The sequence below is a fragment of the Bradyrhizobium sp. BR2003 genome, assembly GCF_009720285.1.
Taxonomy (GTDB): Bacteria; Pseudomonadota; Alphaproteobacteria; order Rhizobiales; family Xanthobacteraceae; genus Bradyrhizobium; species Bradyrhizobium elkanii.
In genome coordinates, this window is sequence record NZ_SMYJ01000011.1 from 160597 (window position 1) to 178025 (window position 17429).

Annotated in this window: 13 protein-coding genes; 5 read left to right on the forward strand and 8 right to left on the reverse strand. The window is 64.4% G+C overall.

Going from position 1 to position 17429, the window contains the following annotated elements:
• Positions 1-290: 290 nt before the first annotated feature.
• The 3 genes from E2I15_RS07075 to E2I15_RS07085 are packed head-to-tail and all read right to left on the reverse strand — an operon-like array spanning position 291 to position 3322.
• Positions 291-692 (reverse strand): VOC family protein, encoded by a 402-nt coding sequence (locus tag E2I15_RS07075; RefSeq protein ID WP_137480671.1) that lies wholly within the window; start codon positions 690-692, stop codon positions 291-293.
• Between the two features lie 24 nt (positions 693-716).
• Positions 717-1904 carry an acyl-CoA dehydrogenase family protein gene (locus E2I15_RS07080; protein WP_137480669.1) on the reverse strand — a complete coding sequence of 396 codons (1188 nt, stop codon included), beginning with the start codon at positions 1902-1904 and terminating at the stop codon, positions 717-719.
• 11 nt (positions 1905-1915) lie between these two features.
• The gene (locus E2I15_RS07085; protein WP_137480667.1) at positions 1916-3322 is read right to left on the reverse strand and encodes an MFS transporter; all 1407 of its coding nucleotides are present in this window, start codon (positions 3320-3322) and stop codon (positions 1916-1918) included.
• A 263-nt stretch (positions 3323-3585) separates the two neighbouring features.
• Between E2I15_RS07085 and E2I15_RS07090 the strand changes: the two genes are divergently transcribed.
• Together E2I15_RS07090 and E2I15_RS07095 are read left to right on the forward strand one after the other, a co-directional pair.
• Positions 3586-3837, forward strand: a complete 252-nt coding sequence (locus E2I15_RS07090; RefSeq protein ID WP_016845781.1) for a PilZ domain-containing protein — start codon at positions 3586-3588, stop codon at positions 3835-3837.
• An 86-nt stretch (positions 3838-3923) separates the two neighbouring features.
• Positions 3924-4655, forward strand: coding sequence for an adenylate/guanylate cyclase domain-containing protein (locus E2I15_RS07095; RefSeq protein WP_137480665.1), 732 nt, complete (start codon positions 3924-3926; stop codon positions 4653-4655).
• Between the two features lie 157 nt (positions 4656-4812).
• Here the strand turns inward: E2I15_RS07095 and E2I15_RS07100 are convergent, their stop codons facing one another.
• Positions 4813-6882 carry an ATP-dependent helicase gene (locus E2I15_RS07100; RefSeq protein WP_137480663.1) on the reverse strand — a complete coding sequence of 690 codons (2070 nt, stop codon included), beginning with the start codon at positions 6880-6882 and terminating at the stop codon, positions 4813-4815.
• A gap of 112 nt (positions 6883-6994) precedes the next feature.
• Here E2I15_RS07100 and E2I15_RS07105 point away from each other — a divergent pair, with 112 nt between their 5' ends.
• Positions 6995-7252 (forward strand): hypothetical protein, encoded by a 258-nt coding sequence (locus tag E2I15_RS07105; protein WP_018271640.1) that lies wholly within the window; start codon positions 6995-6997, stop codon positions 7250-7252.
• 172 nt (positions 7253-7424) lie between these two features.
• On the opposite strand, the gene E2I15_RS07110 is transcribed toward E2I15_RS07105, so the two are convergent.
• Complete coding sequence (locus E2I15_RS07110) at positions 7425-7679, reverse strand: hypothetical protein (protein WP_137480661.1); 255 nt, start codon at positions 7677-7679, stop codon at positions 7425-7427.
• A 118-nt stretch (positions 7680-7797) separates the two neighbouring features.
• Positions 7798-7998: a DUF3072 domain-containing protein gene (locus tag E2I15_RS07115; RefSeq protein ID WP_026192767.1), complete on the reverse strand. Its 201-nt coding sequence runs from the start codon at positions 7996-7998 to the stop codon at positions 7798-7800.
• 61 nt (positions 7999-8059) lie between these two features.
• Here E2I15_RS07115 and E2I15_RS07120 point away from each other — a divergent pair, with 61 nt between their 5' ends.
• A complete protein-coding gene (locus tag E2I15_RS07120) occupies positions 8060-8368 on the forward strand; it encodes a hypothetical protein (protein WP_137480658.1) in 309 nt (102 codons plus the stop codon).
• A 51-nt stretch (positions 8369-8419) separates the two neighbouring features.
• On the opposite strand, the gene E2I15_RS07125 is transcribed toward E2I15_RS07120, so the two are convergent.
• Together E2I15_RS07125 and E2I15_RS07130 are read right to left on the reverse strand one after the other, a co-directional pair.
• Positions 8420-8590: a hypothetical protein gene (locus E2I15_RS07125; protein WP_155262249.1), complete on the reverse strand. Its 171-nt coding sequence runs from the start codon at positions 8588-8590 to the stop codon at positions 8420-8422.
• A 271-nt stretch (positions 8591-8861) separates the two neighbouring features.
• Positions 8862-10850, reverse strand: a complete 1989-nt coding sequence (locus E2I15_RS07130; protein WP_137480656.1) for a hybrid sensor histidine kinase/response regulator — start codon at positions 10848-10850, stop codon at positions 8862-8864.
• A 274-nt stretch (positions 10851-11124) separates the two neighbouring features.
• Between E2I15_RS07130 and E2I15_RS07135 the strand changes: the two genes are divergently transcribed.
• Positions 11125-17415: a HAMP domain-containing protein gene (locus tag E2I15_RS07135; RefSeq protein WP_422109862.1), complete on the forward strand. Its 6291-nt coding sequence runs from the start codon at positions 11125-11127 to the stop codon at positions 17413-17415.
• Positions 17416-17429: the final 14 nt, after the last annotated feature.

Sequence of the window (17429 nt, forward strand, 5' to 3'; positions counted from 1 at the left end):
AGCCAAAGAGCGAAGGTCCAAAACTTAGGTCCCGTCGCCGGCCGAGTGGGGACGAATAGCCGGGCCACCATGCCCTGGGGTAGGTTAAAGGCGCAGCACCCGGCTATTCTGCCGCAGCGGCGCGGCCCGGTTAATTCGTCATTCAATGTTGAAGAAAAACGGACCGGATCACGCCCGAGTGATGGCCGAGTCAGGGCCTTGTCGGGAACCATCCACAGCGCAAGCGCGAGCGCGAACGAAGCCATGGATGGCCGACAAAACTTGCCATCGCGATCCGGGAGCGGCGGTGCTCAGCTCTTCGGGAAGTTCAGCTCCACGCCGACGCCGTCTGGATCGTAGAGGAATATCTGGGTGTCGCCGGTGCGCGGCACGATCTGTTCACGGAAGGTGACGTTCTTCGACTGCAGGCGCTTGCGCACGGCCTCGACGTCGCTGGCGGCAAAGGCGATATGGTCGAGGCGGCCGGTGTCCTCATATTTCTTCTCGGTGCCGCGCACCACGATGCCGTCGCGCGGCTTGCGGGTGCCCATTAGATGGACTGTGGCCTGGCCGCCGGAATAGAGCCAGTAGCCGGGGAAATCGAGCGGCGGCCGTTCGCCGTTCTCGAGCCCGAGCACGTCGCAATAGAACTCCTTGGTCTTCTCCAGATCCTGCGGCTCGATGGTGTAATGCTGTAGTCCACCCCATGGCATGGTTCTTCTCCTTGAGAAATCGGGTTAAACGAAGCTGAGGTCGGCCTCGACACCCAGCATCCAGGCGCCGACCGTCTCGAAGTGACTGAAGCGGCCCTGCAATTGCTGGGTCACGGTGTGGATGTCGCGGAAGCGCCGCTCCAGCGGATGACCGTCGAAGATCGCGGTGGCGCCGGCGGCGTTGTAGGCGAAATCGACGGCTTCCCGCGCCTTGTGGATAGCGTGCGTGGCCGCCATCCGGATCGTCATGCGCTGCGCGACCGTGATGCTGTGGCCAACCACCAGATCCTTCCAGATGTCGGCCATCGACTGCAGCAGGAAGGCGCGGGCGGCGCGCAGATTGACCTCGGCCTGGGCGAGGCCGGACTGCACCACCGCATTGTCGCGCAGCGTCTTCTTCATGCCGCGCGGCACCTTGTTGCGGGCGACATCGACGAAATTGTCGAGCGCGCTGCGCGCAATGCCGCAGGCGACCCCGGCAAAGCCGATCTGATAGCAGGTGTGGTTGCTCATCCGGTACAGCGGGCCATCCTCGCGGCACTCGCGGTCGAATTCGCGGGTGATCGAATGGTCCGCGCGGACGAAGAAGTCGTCGAGCGCGAACTGGTCGCTGGCGGTGCCGCGCAATCCGACCGTGTTCCAGATGTCGGTCCATGCGACGTCCTCGGTCCGCACCAGCATGGTGCGCTCGATCTGCTCGCCATTGGCATCCCGGCGCGGCGAGCCGTCCGCGGCATAGACCGGGCAGTGCGCGCCGAGCCAGGTGGCGTGCCGCCCGCCCGAGGCAAACGACCAGACCCCGGTGACGCGGTAGCCCCCCTCGCACTCGATCGCCCTGACCTTCGGGCCGGGCCCCCAGGCCAGCACGGCACGCGGGTCGGCAAACACCTCCTGCGCAACCGGCAGGTCGAGATAGGCCGCCGACATCGCGCAGCCGCCGGCCTGGCTCAGGCACCACGCCGTCGAGGCATCCGCCTTGGCGATGGTCTCGATGGCATGGAAGAAGGTGACGGGATCGGTTTCGATCCCGTTGGTTGAACGCGGCAGCAGCAGGCGGAACAGCCGCGCCTCATGCAGCCGGTCGAGCAGGTCGGGCGGCAGGCGGCGCGTCGTTTCGATATCGTTGGAGGCGGCCGCCACCGCGTCCCTGATCGCCTCGGCGCGGGCGATCACGTCGCGATCACCGGTAAGGTCGGCAGAAGTCACATTCATGTTCGCCTCCCTCAGGCGCGCCGGATCGTTGCCGAGGCCGCGACGTCGGCCGTCGCGTTGAGCTCCTTGTCGATCTGCTCGATCGATTTGCCCCGGGTCTCGAGCCCGAAGAACAAATAGACGGCACCCGCCATCAGGAACCAGCAGCCGAGATAGACGAAGGCGGTCGGGATCTGGGTCAGTGGCACGTCGGGCTTGAGGTAGTTGTTCGAACCGACGATCAGCGCAAGCCCGACCGGCCCGATGATCTTGCCGATGCCGCCGAAGCCATAGGCCGACCCCATCCCCGTGGTGCGCAGATGCGACGGCCAGACCTCCGCCGCATAGGGTCCGACGATCGCAAAGCCGCCATCGGCGAAGAAGAAGGCGGCGGCCAGCAGCAGCCAGAACGCCGACATGCCGAACAAAGTCGCGTCGTAGTGGTAGCCGGCAATGATCGTCAGCGCGCCGGCGCCGAAGCCGAGCAGGCCGCCGGCAACGCGCCGCCCGAGCAACTCCGAGAAATAGGAGAACGAGATGCGGCCGAGGAAGCCGGTGACGCTGAGCAGGATCATCATCTTGGCGGCTTCCTGCGGCGTCACCTTCAGCAGCAGCACGAACAGCGCGGGCGCCCATAGCGTGATGCCGTAGACGCCGGTCTGCGCGCCGGCATTGCCGAGCCAGGAGACGATCAGGCTGCGCGGATATTTGAACAGGTCGAACCAGCTCGTCGTGACGATCGGACCGGCGTCGGCAGCGCTCGGCAACGGCAGTTCGGAGGGCTGAACCTGCAGCGCCCAGGCCAGCGACTTGCGGGCTTCGTCATAGCGTCCTTGCCGGCACAGCCAGCGCGGCGACTCCGGGACCCAGATCCGAACCAGCAGCACCAGGACCGACGGCAGCACGCCGATCGCAAACAACAGCCGCCACTGATCGGTTCCCATGACGGCTCCCAGCACCGCGCCGAGGCCGACGCCGAGCGGGATCACGCAGGTGACGAGGCCCCCGACCCAGCCGCGCTTGTGCGAGGGCATGAACTCCTGCACCAGCGGCAGGTCGACACAATAAAGACCGCCGACGCCCGTGCCGACGAAGAAGCGCAGGATCGCCAGATAGACCCAGCCATTGTCGGGCGTGAAATAGAGCAGGCCGGTCGCGATCGAGAAGTTCAGCACCGTACCGATGAAGACGATACGCCGCCCGACCCGGTCGGCGAGCCAGCCCCAGAGATAGGCGCCGAGGATGGCGCCGATGCCGGAGCTCATCAGCACGGTGGCCGACTGGCCGAAGGTGAGTTTCCAGGGCCCGATCAGGAACGCGAGCACGAAGCCGATCAGGAAGTAGTCGAAGAATTCCAGCGCATCGCCGATGATGGCCGCCGCAAGGATCTTGATCTGGTTGGCGGTCAGAGTCGTCCGGCGATCGAGAATCTCGAACATGGCGCGTCTCCCCATGGCGCCTGTTCATTATTGTTCGGAGCGTGCGTCGCGCCAGCGCATCGCCCATAGGATAAGGCTATCCTCGCGCCAGCGCGAACGACAAGCCGCGCCGACGCGGGGCTCATCTGCATTGGCGCGATAAGCGGTCCGGCTTACTGCTGCGCACAAATGGTGGTGCGAAAGCCCGATGTGAGCCGCCGGAGCCGTTGACTTCTGCAATGCCGATCGCTCACGTTTGCGTGGAGGAAGCGGGGAGCAGCCGGGTGGACGAAAAGCGCAAGCATCCGCGAACCGAAGTCAATGAACCCGGCTATGTCTCGTCGGGCGGTTCGGTCATGCATTGCACGATCGTGAACATCTCGCCGGAGGGAGCAGCCATTGAAGTGGAGAATCCGGCCTTCGTCCCGCACAGATTCCGGCTGGTGATGGCCCGCGACGCCTCGGTCGTGTATGAGTGCCAGGTGATTTGGAGCAAGAAGACGCGAATTGGAGTGAGTTTCGTGGCGACCGCCTGAGCGCGGCAATCTCGATTGGGAACGCCCATGAACCAGCATGCCAAGGGGCCCCGGGTTTCATGGCTGGAACAGCAGGTGATCCGCCGATGACGCCGGAACCTGCAACGATCTGCCTTGGCTGCTGGCAAAACCTGCATATGCCGATCCCGTTGCGCGGCCCCTTGTCGGCGCCGTTCCGTCTGTTCGGCGTCCGGCCGAGCCGCATGAACCCGAACACATGCACGATCTGCGAGATGGCCTTCTCGAAAATCATGAAGGCGCGCGCCGTGACCATCGACGCCACCATCCTGTTCGCCGATCTGCGCGGCTACACCACGCTGACGCAGACCATCGCGCAGGACGGGCTGACCTCGCTGCTCGACGCGTTCTACGACGACTGCGCCGCCGCGATCTGGCGCTATGACGGCATCCTCAACAAGACCATCGGCGACGCCGTGTTCGCGATCTTCAATTTCCCGGTGCGGCGCGACGATCATGCCGTGCAGGCCTTGCTCGCGGCACGCCAGATCCAGCGCAGTTTTCGCGACAGGCACGACGCGCTGGTGCGGGCGATCGGAGCCGGCGACATCGAGATCGGCATCGGAATCGGGATGGATAGCGGTGACACCAATTTCGGTGAGTTCGGCCAGGCCCACCGCGACCTGACGGCAGTCGGCACGGTGGTCAATCGCGCGGCGCGCGCGCAGGCGGCCGCCAAATCAGGCGAGATTCTTGTGACGACGGCCGTGCGGAATCGAACCCGCGACATGATCACGGCAGCCAGTGCCGATTACACCCTGAAGGGCTTCGACCAGCCCGTCACATTGTTTCCTGCGTGAATGGGCCTTCGCGTGAATTGACGCGGAGCAAAAAAGACGGCTCCAGCGTACAACTGCGCGCCGAAGCCGTCGGGGATGGTCGTTTGCCGATTACGAACGTCGCCTCAACGCGGGCTAGTCACGTTCGTTCCAGGCCCCGTCAAGAATCGTTCCGCCATTAGCGCCACATGCCGCGCATCCGGGCGCCGATGTCGATCGGCGGCGCGCGGTTGGCCTGGGATGCCTGCGCGGCCGCGGCGCGCGGCCAAGTGGTCCGCTCGAACATCGGCAGCAGTCGCTCCGGGATGAAGCGGGTGCGCGAGGCGTACATGTGGCGGTCGCCCTTGGCGGCCTGGCCGTGAACGAAGAAGCGCTGCGGGACCAGCAGATGCAGATCGTCCTTGGCGCGGGTCATCGCGACATAGAGCAGGCGGCGCTCCTCCTCGAGTTCGGCCGACGTGCCGGCGCCGAGGTCGGAGGGCATACAGCCGTCGACGACATTGAGCACATAGACGGACTTCCATTCCTGCCCCTTGGCGGAATGGATCGTCGACAGGATCAGATAATCCTCATCGAGCAGCGGCACGCCAGCCTGGTCGCTGGTCGCATCGGGAGGATCGAGCGTGAGTTCGGTGAGAAAACGTTCGCGTGACGGGTAGCCGGCGGCGATCTGCTCCAGCTGAATGAGATCGGCGCGGCGCACCTCGCTGTCCTCGTGGATGCGATCGAGATGCGGTTCGTACCAGAGGCGGGCGCGTTCGATGTCGACGGGCCATTCCGAGTAGCGGAGGTTCTCGATGGCCTCCACGAACAGCCGCCAGTCCGCACCGGCGCGAGGCGGAGCGGGCAGCACGACGAGCGCAGCAATCGGATCGGCGGCCTCGGTCATGCGGTCGAGCACCCGCTGCGCCGAGGCCGGGCCGATGCCGGGCAACAGATGCAGGATGCGAAAACCTGCGACCCGGTCGCGTGGATTGGCGGCGAAACGCAGCAGCGCCAGCATGTCCTTGACATGCGCGGTGTCGAGGAATTTGAGCCCGCCGAATTTCACGAACGGAATGTTGTGGCGGGTCAGTTCGACCTCCAGCGGCCCGCTATGCGAGGAGGTGCGGAACAGCACCGCCTGGTGCTTCAGCAAGGCGCCTTCCTCGCGATTGGCCAGCACCTGCTCGACGATGTAACGGGCCTGATCGGCCTCGTCGCGGATCGTGACGAGCAGCGGCTTGTGCGTCGAGGTCCGGTCGGTCCACAGGTTCTTGGTGAAGCGTTCCTTGGCGAGCGAGATCACACCATTGGCGGCCGACAGGATCGGCTGCGTCGAGCGATAGTTGCGGTCGAGCGTGACGATCTCGGCGGCCGGGCTGAACTGGTCCGGGAAGTCGAGGATGTTGCGCACGGTGGCGGCGCGGAACGAATAGATCGACTGCGCGTCGTCGCCGACCACGGTGAGCCCGCGTCCCGCGGGCTTGAGCGCGAGCAGGATCGAGGACTGCAGGCGGTTGGTGTCCTGATATTCGTCGACCATCACATGGTCGAAGCGGCCGCCGATCTCCTCGGCCAGCGCGGCGTCCGTCACCATCTGCGCCCAGTAGAGCAGGAGGTCGTCGTAATCGAGCACGTTCTGCCGCTGCTTGGCTTCGACATAGGCGCCGAACAGCTGTTTCAATTCACTGGCCCAACCGGAGCACCACGGGAAGAACTGGCCGAGCACGGCCTCGATCGGCATCTCCGCGTTCACGCAGCGCGAGTAAATTGCAAGGCAGGTGCCCTTGGTGGGGAACCGGCTTTCGGTACGGGAGAAACCGAGATCGTGGCGGACCAGGTTGATCAGGTCGGCGGAATCCTCACGGTCATGGATCGTGAAGGCCGGGTCGAGGCCGATACGTTCGGCGAATTCGCGCAGCAGCCGCGCGCCGATGCCGTGGAACGTGCCGGCCCAGCTCAGCGCATCGGTCATGACCGAGGCGCGATCGCCGAGCACGCGGCGCGCAATGCGCTCGACGCGGCCGGCCATCTCGGCAGCGGCGCGCCGCGAAAAGGTCATCAACAGGATACGGCGCGGATCGGCGCCGGCGACGATCAGATGCGCGACGCGATGGGCGAGCGTGTTGGTCTTGCCGGACCCCGCGCCCGCGATCACCAACAGCGGCGCGCCGACGATGCAATCCTTGCCGACCCCGTGCTCGACAGCACGGCGCTGCTCGGCATTGAGCGCATCGAGATAGGCTGTGTTGGCAAGATCAGTCACGAATCACCCCCACGAAACGCTAACAGACATTGCGATTCATTGGGGCCGACGCACCGAGGCGGACGCAGAGAAATTAGATTGACATTAACGCAGCGCGGCGCACAACCCCGCCATGGGTGACGTATCCAAATCCGACACGCCGCTGAAGGCGACGTTCAAGGTGCGGCTGAACGGCGAGACGGTGACGCTCGCGACCGTCGGCCAGGCCTATCGCTTCATCAGCAATCTCAGCGCCGTCGAATGGATGGAGTTCCGCTCGCTGCATGACGAGGCGCTGGTTGCGCTCGAGAGAGCGGCCGGGAACGCCATGCTGACGGTGCAAGCGACCAACGCGTTGCGGATGCTGTTCGTCCGCGCAAAATTGCTTTGAAAAGAAATGGGCCGCCCTGGTGTTCCCTTGGCCCTCCAAGGCGGCCCGAGAGTACGGCTGAAGTGCATTGCGCGCCCGGCCGTCGCGTGTACCGCCGTTACCTTGTTTGCGGCCATAACGAACAGTGCCTTACGCAACATCAGTCGATTCGGCTGTAGCCGCCGCACCACAATCAGGAGCCAACGTCGTCGACCAGGCGGTCATACACGAGCGCGGACCGGAGGTTCATGGTTGCGATCTTCAGATAACCCGGCTCGCGCATGGCGTTGTTGAACATCATGATCGCCGTCTTCCAGTAGCTGCGCTCACGCTGATCCAGGTTCAGCGCGGACAGGTAGTCCGCAGCGTCGCCAACCGTCGCGAGCGTTCGCCCGTCCTTCAGCGTAATCGGGAACGCAAGCGGCGACCGCTTCTCCAGCTCCAGCACGTCAGGCTCCCCCAGGACCAAGCAGCAATAGGACAACGCAGCAATAACCGGAACAGACCTAGCTGCGCCGCTATATCAAAGCCTTAAGGGGATGTCCGGCCTGGTTGGCGTGGACGGTTCAGAAAGAATCCGCCAGCGCGATCTCCGCCTTCAGCGCATCGATGCGCCGTTCGGCTTCCTCGGACGTCAGGTCGCGCGCGTACTGGTTCGGCTGATAGGCCTCCTCGGCAAGGCTCCTCAACCGCAGCGCCTGGGCGCGGGTCATCAGCCCGCCAAGGCGCTCCGCAACCCCACCATATCTTACCGCTGCCACGCTCATTGCTTGCCTCGTTTGCTGGATCGTGACTTGACAATATGTTCTATTTTTGTTCTAGTAAATCATGGATAACAAAATCAATGAAATTCGGCGCAAGATCAGCATGTTGCGAGCTGAGATGACCCTGATCGAGGCGTCGATCCGGGATCAGGTCAACCGCGACCTCGATTGCAGTGAAGCGTCGTACCGGCTGATGGCGATGCGAGCCGAAGTGGCCGAGCTCATCGTCCGGTGGAAGGCCGCCGGCGGCGGCGAGCGTCTCCCCACGGTACGCGAGCGGCTGAGCCGGAGCTTCGAGGATCGCGCCGGTGCGAAGGTCAAGGTGGACAAGGCGAAGAAGCCCGGGGCCAGTCACAGCAACGCGCGGGTGTGATCGGGCCGTTCGACCAAAGAAGGGAGCCTCGAACACCGGCTCAGGCCCAAATCAGGTTTCAAGGCTGGAACCCGAGCCGCAGGATCTGCATTTTCTTGTGGTGAGAGCCAACACGATAGCATCGCCCAGCGCCATGATCGCCGATCCGACCGCGCCACCGCGGGCATCGATGAATGACGATCGCAGTCCGCTGCTGACGCTGATCTCCTGCATCAGCTGCATCAGGACGATGCGGCTCGAGAGCAGCCATCCGGGCAGTGAGGGCAGGGATATTCTTCAGTACCGCTGCGAGCAATGCAGCCGCATCGAGCGGGTGCAATTGGTGCGGCGAAGCTGGCCGGCGGAACGCTAAAGCGCGATGAGATCAGGTTGAATCATCATCGCGCTTTAGCTCCTGTTTGAGCATGATCTCCGCGCAAACGCGTCCCGGGTTTGTCACGAGGGAAAACCGCTTCGCACTTTTCCGGATCATGCTTTAGCCTTTCCATTTGAACTAGGAGCGGGCTTTCGCCTTTGGTCTGGCCGCAACGTCACGCGCGATGGCATCGAACTCGCCCGAAGCGTCGGCGGACTGGCTGCTCGTCGCGCTGTCGACCCCATGCCCTGTCAACTTCGCGAGTTCGCGGCTGAGGTCGTGGATGTGGTACGGCTTGCGCAGCACCGGAAAGTCGGACCTCACGTCGCGCGCGCTCTCGCTGTAGCCTGTCGTCAGCAGGATCGGCAGTTCGGGCTTTCTGTCCCGGATCGCGCGCGCCAGCTTCAGTCCGTCGATCCTGCCGGGCATGACGATGTCGCTAAACACCACGTCGATCCCGTTGGCGTCGATTTCCGACAAGGCGGCCTCTGCATTCGACACCCAACGCACGGTGTAACCGAGCTGTTCGAGCAGGCCCGTGCTCGCGTCGGCGACGGCGGGATTGTCCTCGATCAGCAGGATCGTGGCCGAGCCGGGCACGCTGCGCCCCGTAGCCGTGCGCTTTGCGGCCGCAGTCCCCCGCGGCAGATAGATGCTGACCGTCGTGCCCTTGCCGAGCGCGCTTGTAATCTCGACCCGGCCATCCGCCTGGTGCGCGAAACCGTGAACCTGGGACAACCCAAGGCCGGTCCCTTTGCCGACCGGCTTGGTGGTGAAGAAGGGATCAAAGACCCTGTTCATGACATCGTCGGGAATGCCTTCGCCGGTGTCGGTAACGCTGACGACCACCTGGGCGGCTTCCGGGACATTGCGCGCCGCGATGGTCAGCGTGCCGCCGCCGGCCATCGCATCCCGCGCATTGACCACGAGGTTGATCAGCGCGGTCTCGAATTCGGTCGGATCGACGAAGATCGGCCAGAGATCCGCTCTGATCTCCATGTTCAGCTTGATCGCGCCGCCAAGCGCGCTGGTCAGGACCTCGCGCACCGCGGCGATCCTGTCAGCGACATTGATGGTCTGCGGATTGACGCTCTGCCGACGCGCGAAGGTGAGGAGCTGCCTGGTCAGGGACGCGGCACGCTCGGATGCGGTTTCGATCGCGCCGAGTGCGAGCTTGCCCCGTTCGCTCGTCACCTCGCGCTTGATCCGGTGCAGATTGCCGGAGATGATCATCAGCAGGTTGTTGAAGTCGTGCGCGACGCCGCCCGTCAACTGACCCAGCGCGTCCATCTTCTGCGATTCCGCAAGCTGACGCTGCACCTGTTCGAGCTTCTGATGCGCGTCGCGCCGCTCGGAAATGTCCCGTGTGATCTTGGCAAAGCCGACCAGGCTGCCGTCGCTGTCGCGGATCGGATCGATCACGACGCTCGCCCAGAAGAACGAACCGTCCTTGCGGACCCGCCAGCCTTCTTCCTCATAATGCCCGGTCTCTTGCGCGATCTTGAGCGCGCGGGCCGGCTTGCCGGCGGCCTGGTCGGCCGGCGTATAGAACCGCGAGAAGTGCTGGCCGATGATCTCGTCGGGCGAATAGCCCTTGATGCGTTCGCCGCCGGCGTTCCAATTGGCGACGATGCCGGCCGGCGTCAGCATGTAGAGCGCATAGTCGGTGACATTGCTCACCAGCAGGCGAAACTGGCTTTCGCTGGCCTCGAGGTCCGCGCGCGCCTGATGCTGCTCGGCGATGTCGCGGATGACCATCACGTAGCCGACGAGCTTGCGCTTCTCATGGATCGGATCGATGACCACAGTGGCGTAGAATTGCGATCCGTCCTTGCGGAGACACCAGCCTTCGGCCGCTGAGTGCTTTTCCTTCCGCGCCATCTGCAGCGATTTCGCCGGAACGCCGGATGCGCGGTCTTCGGCAGAATAGAAGACCGAGAAGTGCTTGCCGAGGATCGCCTTGGCCGGATAGCCGGTGATGCGCTCAGCGCCCTTGTTCCAGTTGATGATCCGACCATCGGGCGCGAGCATGCAAATGGCGTAGTCGACCACGCCGCCAGCCGGCGGCCGAAAATCGCGCCGACTCGCAACGATTCCCCGTTCGAGCTGTTCTGATTTCTTAACCATCACCGATCCTGCCCCCGCCGAAACGCGCGGGGGAAGCCAATGTTCCATGCGGACACGAGGATCGCGGGGTAATCCGGCCGGCTGGGTCGGCCTTCAGAAAAGTCCCGCCGGCGGTTGGAACTTTTGGTTCCAGTCGCGATTAAGGTACTCGGTTTGCGTCAGAAATTGCGGCTTTGGCGTTTTCCCGCTTGAATAGATCAAGGGCAGTCATTCTTATGGTCGCACTGGCCTTTCCGAGTCTCTGGATTCGCGGCCAGCGCGTAGGGGAAATTACATGACCGATCTCGGTTCGCCGCCTCGTCCCCGTGCTGATACACGCCGCGCCCAATCATCCAACGGAAGCCTCGATTCCTCGCACGACCTGCTGCAGTCGCTGCAGGCGATGCGTGCCGGCGACTTCTCGGTTCGGATGCGTGGCGACTATCTCGGCATCGACGGCAAGATCGCGGACGCCTTCAACGAAATCGCAGCCGCCAACGAGCGCATGGCGCAGCAATTGGCGCGCGTCGGCCAGGTCGTCGGCCGCGAGGGGCAGACCCGCCAGCGCGTCAATTTCGGCCTCGCCAGCGGCGCCTGGGCCGATATGGAGAGCTCGGTCAACACGCTGATCGACGATCTGCTGTGGCCGACCCGCGAGGTCACCCGCGCTGTCGCCGCGGTGGCGCAGGGCGACCTGCTGCAGACCGTGCAGCTCGACGTCGAGGGCCGGCCGCTGCGCGGCGAATTCCTGCAGTCGGCGAACATCGTCAACACGATGATCAAGCAGCTCTCGGTGTTCACCTCGGAGGTCACGCGCGTGGCACGCGAAGTCGGCACCGAGGGCAAGCTCGGCGGCCAGGCCCAGGTGCCGGAAGTGACCGGCGTCTGGAAGGACCTGACCGAGAGCGTCAACTCGATGGCCAACAACCTGACCGGCCAGGTCCGCAACATCGCCGAGGTGACGATCGCGGTCGCCAACGGCGACCTGTCCAAGAAGATCACGGTCGACGTTCGCGGCGAGATCTTGCAGCTGAAGGAAGCCATCAACACGATGGTCGATCAGCTGCGTTCGTTCGCATCGGAAGTGACGCGCGTGGCGCGCGAGGTCGGCACCGACGGCAAGCTCGGCGGCCAGGCGATCGTGCCCGGCGTCGCCGGTACCTGGAAGGACCTCACCGACTCCGTAAACGCGATGTGCGGCAACCTGACCGCCCAGGTGCGCAACATCGCCAACGTGACCACGGCCGTGGCGCGCGGCGACCTGTCGCGCAAGATCACGGTCGACGTCAGCGGCGAGATTTTGGAGCTGAAGGACACCATCAACACGATGGTGGACCAGCTCAACTCGTTCGCGTCGGAAGTGACGCGCGTGGCGCGCGAGGTCGGCACCGAAGGCAAGCTCGGCGGCCAGGCCCAGGTGCCCGGCGTTGCCGGCACCTGGAAGGACTTGACCGACAACGTCAACTTCATGGCGTCGAACCTGACCGCGCAGGTCCGCAACATCGCCGACGTCGCGACCGCGATCGCCGGCGGCGACCTCTCGAAGAAGATCACGGTCAACGTGTCGGGCGAGATCCTTCAGCTGAAGGAAACGCTCAACACCATGGTCGACCAGCTCAACGCCTTCGCGTCGGAAGTGACGCGCGTGGCGCGCGAGGTCGGCACCGAAGGCAAGCTCGGCGGCCAGGCCAACGTGCTCGGGGTCGCCGGCACCTGGAAGGATCTGACCGACAACGTCAACTTCATGGCGTCGAACCTGACTGCGCAGGTCCGCAACATCGCCGCCGTGACGACGGCGGTCGCGGGCGGCGACCTCTCCAAGAAGATCACGGTGGACGTGCGCGGCGAAATCCTCGAGCTGAAGGACACTATCAACACGATGGTGGACCAGCTCAACGCCTTCGCGGGCGAGGTGACGCGCGTGGCGCGCGAGGTCGGCACCGAAGGCAAGCTTGGCGGCCAGGCCGAGGTGCGCGGCGTCGCCGGCACCTGGAAGGATCTCACCGACAGCGTCAACTCGATGGCCTCGAACCTGACCGCGCAGGTCCGCAACATCGCCGAGGTCGCGACCGCGGTGGCGAAGGGCGACCTGTCGAAGAAGATCACGGTGAACGTGTCGGGCGAAATCCTTCAGCTGAAGGAAACGCTGAATACGATGGTGGACCAGCTCAACGCCTTCGCCGGTGAGGTGACGCGCGTGGCGCGCGAGGTCGGTACCGATGGCAAACTCGGCGGCCAGGCCGAGGTGCCCGGCGTCGCCGGCACCTGGAAGGACCTCACCGACAGCGTCAACTCGATGGCCGGCAATCTCACGGCGCAGGTCCGTAACATCGCCGAGGTCGCGACCGCGATCGCCGGCGGCGACCTGTCGCGCAAGATCACGGTCGACGTCCGCGGCGAGATCCTTCAGCTGAAGCAGACGCTGAATACGATGGTCGACCAGCTCAACCGCTTCGCCGGCGAGGTGACGCGCGTGGCGCGCGAGGTCGGCACCGACGGCAGCCTCGGCGGCCAGGCCAACGTGCCCGGCGTCGCCGGCACCTGGAAAGACTTGACCGACAACGTCAACTCGATGGCCGGCAACTTGACCGCGCAGGTCCGCAACATCGCCGAGGTGACCACTGCCGTGGCGCGCGGCGACCTGTCGCGCAAGATCACCGTCGACGTGAAGGGCGAAATCCTCGAGCTCAAGAACACCATCAACACGATGGTGGACCAGCTCAATGCGTTTGCGGGCGAGGTGACGCGCGTGGCGCGCGAGGTCGGCACCGAGGGCAAGCTCGGCGGCCAGGCCGAAGTGCCCGGCGTCGCCGGCACCTGGAAGGATTTGACCGACAACGTCAACTTCATGGCGTCGAACCTGACGGCGCAGGTCCGCAACATCGCCGAAGTCGCGAGCGCGATCGCCGGCGGCGACCTCTCGAAGAAGATCACGGTGGACGTGCGCGGTGAGATCCTGCTGCTCAAGGACACCCTGAACACGATGGTCGAGCAGCTGCGCTCGTTCGCCGCCGAAGTGACGCGCGTGGCGCGCGAGGTCGGCACCGAGGGACGACTCGGCGGCCAGGCCGTGGTGCCCGGCGTCGGCGGCACCTGGAAGGACCTCACCGACAACGTCAACCTGCTGGCCGCGAACCTGACCACCCAGGTGCGCAACATCGCCGAAGTCACCACCGCGGTGGCGCGCGGCGACCTCTCGCGCAAGATCACGGTCGACGTGAAGGGCGAAATCCTCGAGCTCAAGAACACCATCAACACCATGGTCGACCAGCTCAACGCCTTCGCCGGCGAGGTGACGCGCGTGGCGCGCGAGGTCGGCACCGAAGGCAAGCTTGGCGGCCAGGCCGAGGTGCGCGGCGTTGCCGGCACCTGGAAGGACCTCACCGACACCGTCAACGTCATGGCGGTCAACCTGACCGAGCAGGTGCGCGGCATCGTCAAGGTGGTGACCGCGGTCGCCAATGGCGATCTGAAGCAGAACCTGACGGTGAAGTCGAAGGGCGAGGTGGCCGCGCTCGCCGACACCATCAACAACATGACCGAGACGCTCGCGACCTTCGCCGAACAGGTCACCAGCGTGGCGCGCGAGGTCGGCGTCGAGGGACGGCTCGGCGGTCAGGCCAACGTGCCTGGCGCGGCCGGCACCTGGAAGGATCTCACCGGCAACGTCAACCTGCTCGCGGCCAACCTGACCTCGCAGGTGCGCGCGATCGCGGAAGTGGCCACCGCCGTGACCAAGGGCGACCTGACGCGCTCGATCCAGGTCGACGTCCGCGGCGAAGTCGCGGAGCTGAAGGACAACATCAACACGATGATCGGCAACCTCCGTCTCACCACGGAGCGCAACACCGAACAGGACTGGCTGAAGACCAATCTGGCGCGCTTCACCAACATGCTGCAGGGCCAGCGCGATCTTGCGACCGTCGGCCGGCTGCTGCTGACCGAGCTTGCGCCGCTGATCAACGCGCATATGGGCGTGATCTACCAGGTCGACAATCCAGAGACCGCGCAGTTGCGCCTGTTGTCGGCCTATGCCAGCGACAGCAGCAATCCGCATCCGCAGATCGTCCAGTTCGGCGAGGGACTGATCGGCCAATGCGCGCTCGACAAGCGCCAGCGCCTCGTCTCCGAGATTCCCGGCGATGCGGTGCCGATCAATTCGGCCTTGATGCGGATCATGCCGAAGAACCTCGTCGTGTTTCCGGTGCAGTTCGAGAACCAGGTCAAGGCAGTGATCGAGCTGTCCTCGATCTCCTCGTTCACGACCTCGCAGATCACCTTCCTCGAGCAGTTGACCGACAGCATCGGCATCGTGCTTAACAGCATCGAGGCGACGATGCAGACCGAGGCGCTGCTCAAGCAGTCGCAACAGCTCGCCGGCGAGTTGCAGACCCAGCAGAAGGAGTTGCAGCAGACCAACGATCAACTGGAGCAGAAGGCCCAGCAGCTTGCCGAACGCAATGTCGACGTCGAGCGCAAGAACCAGGAAATCGAGCAGGCGCGGCGCGCGCTGGAAGAGAAGGCGACCGAGCTGTCGCTGACTTCGAAGTACAAATCCGAATTCCTCGCCAACATGTCGCACGAGTTGCGGACGCCGCTGAACTCGATCCTGATCCTGGGCCAGCAGCTCACCGAAAATCCCGACGGCAATCTGACCGGCAAGCAGGTCGAGTTTGCCCGCACCATTCACGGCGCCGGCACCGACCTGTTGAACCTGATCAGCGACATCCTCGATCTCTCCAAGATCGAGTCCGGAACGGTGACGGTCGAGGCCGAGGAAATTCTGACATCGAGCCTGCTCGAAACCGTCGGACGGCCGTTCCGGCACGAGGCGGAGAACCGGCATCTCTCGTTCAGCATCGATGTCGACGCCAATCTGGCGCGCAGCATGGTTACCGACTCCAAGCGACTGCAGCAGGTGCTCAAGAACCTGCTGTCGAATGCGTTCAAGTTTACCGCGGAAGGCGGCGTCAGCCTGACCGTGTCGGCCGCGCTCGGCGGCTGGAGTGTGGAGCACCCGATCCTCAATGCGGCGCCCGCGGTCGTTGCGTTCGAGGTGTCGGATACCGGCATCGGCATTCCACAGGACAAGCAGAAGCTGATCTTCGAGGCGTTCCAGCAAGCCGACGCCGGCACCAGCCGCAAATATGGCGGCACTGGTCTTGGACTGGCGATCAGCCGTGAGCTCGCGGGCCTGCTCGGCGGCGAGATCCATCTGCGCAGCGCGCCGGGCAAGGGCTCGACCTTCACGCTCTATCTGCCGCTGAAATATGCCGGACCGTCGGTGGCGCTGCGTCAGCAGGCCCAGCCGCTCCCGATGCCGCACACGCCGGCACCGGCGCTGCAGGCGTCCGGCGCGCAAGAGCGTGTGATCGAGCAGCTTCCGGACGACCGGCTCGATCTCGAGCCCGGCGACACCATCCTGCTGATCGTCGAGGACGATCCGCATTACGCGCGGGTGCTGATCGATCTGGCCCGCGACAAGGGCTTCAAGGTGCTGGTCGCAAGCCGCGGCGCCGAAGCGCTGGATCTTGCCAAGCAGTTCCAGCCGAGCGCGGTGTCGCTCGACGTCTTCCTGCCCGACATGCTGGGCTGGACGGTGCTGAGCCAGCTCAAGCACAATCCGCTGACCCGTCACATTCCGGTTCAGATCATCACGCTCGACGAGGACCGACAGCACGCGCTGGCGCGCGGCGCCTTCTCCTTCGTCAACAAGCCGACGACGACGGAAGGCGTCAGCGCGGCGCTGACGCAGATCAAGGAATACGCCAGGCCACGCCGCAAGCGCCTGCTGATTGTGGAGGACAATGCGGCGGAGCAGCTCAGTATTACCGAACTGCTCGGGCACGAGGATATCGAGATCGTGACCACCGGCACCGGGGCAGGGGCACTCTCGACATTGCGCGAAAATCCGTGCGACTGCGTCGTGCTCGACCTGCGCCTGCCCGACATGAGCGGTTTCGAAGTGCTGGATCAGATCCGCAAGGACGAGACGCTCTCCAATATTCCCGTTGTCGTGTTTACGGGCCGGGAACTTTCAGCGGAAGAAGACGCGGAACTGCACACGATGGCGCGCAGCATCGTCGTCAAGGGCGTGGAATCGCCGGAGCGTCTGCTCGACGAAACGTCACTGTTCCTGCATCGTGTGATCACGGAATTGCCCGTCGAAAAACAGAGGATGCTGGAGAAGCTCAATAGTTCCGACGAAGATCTCATTGGCAAGACCGCACTGCTGGTCGACGACGATGCCCGCAACATCTTCGCGCTCTCGAGCGTGTTGGAGCGGCGAGGTATGAAGGTGTTGACTGCGACAACCGGTCACGAGGCCATCTCGCTGGTCGAATCCAATCCCAAGATTGCGATCGTGCTGATGGACATCATGATGCCGCAGATGGACGGTTACCAGACCATCGGCGCCATCCGGCAAAACCCCGCCTTCGCGCGGCTGCCGATCATCGCGCTGACCGCGAAGGCGATGAAAGGCGATCGAGAGAAATGCCTGGAGGCAGGCGCGTCCGACTATCTGGCGAAACCCGTGAACACCGAGCAACTGCTGCTGGCGATCCGCATGTGGCTGCACCGCTGATCGGCGATCGAACA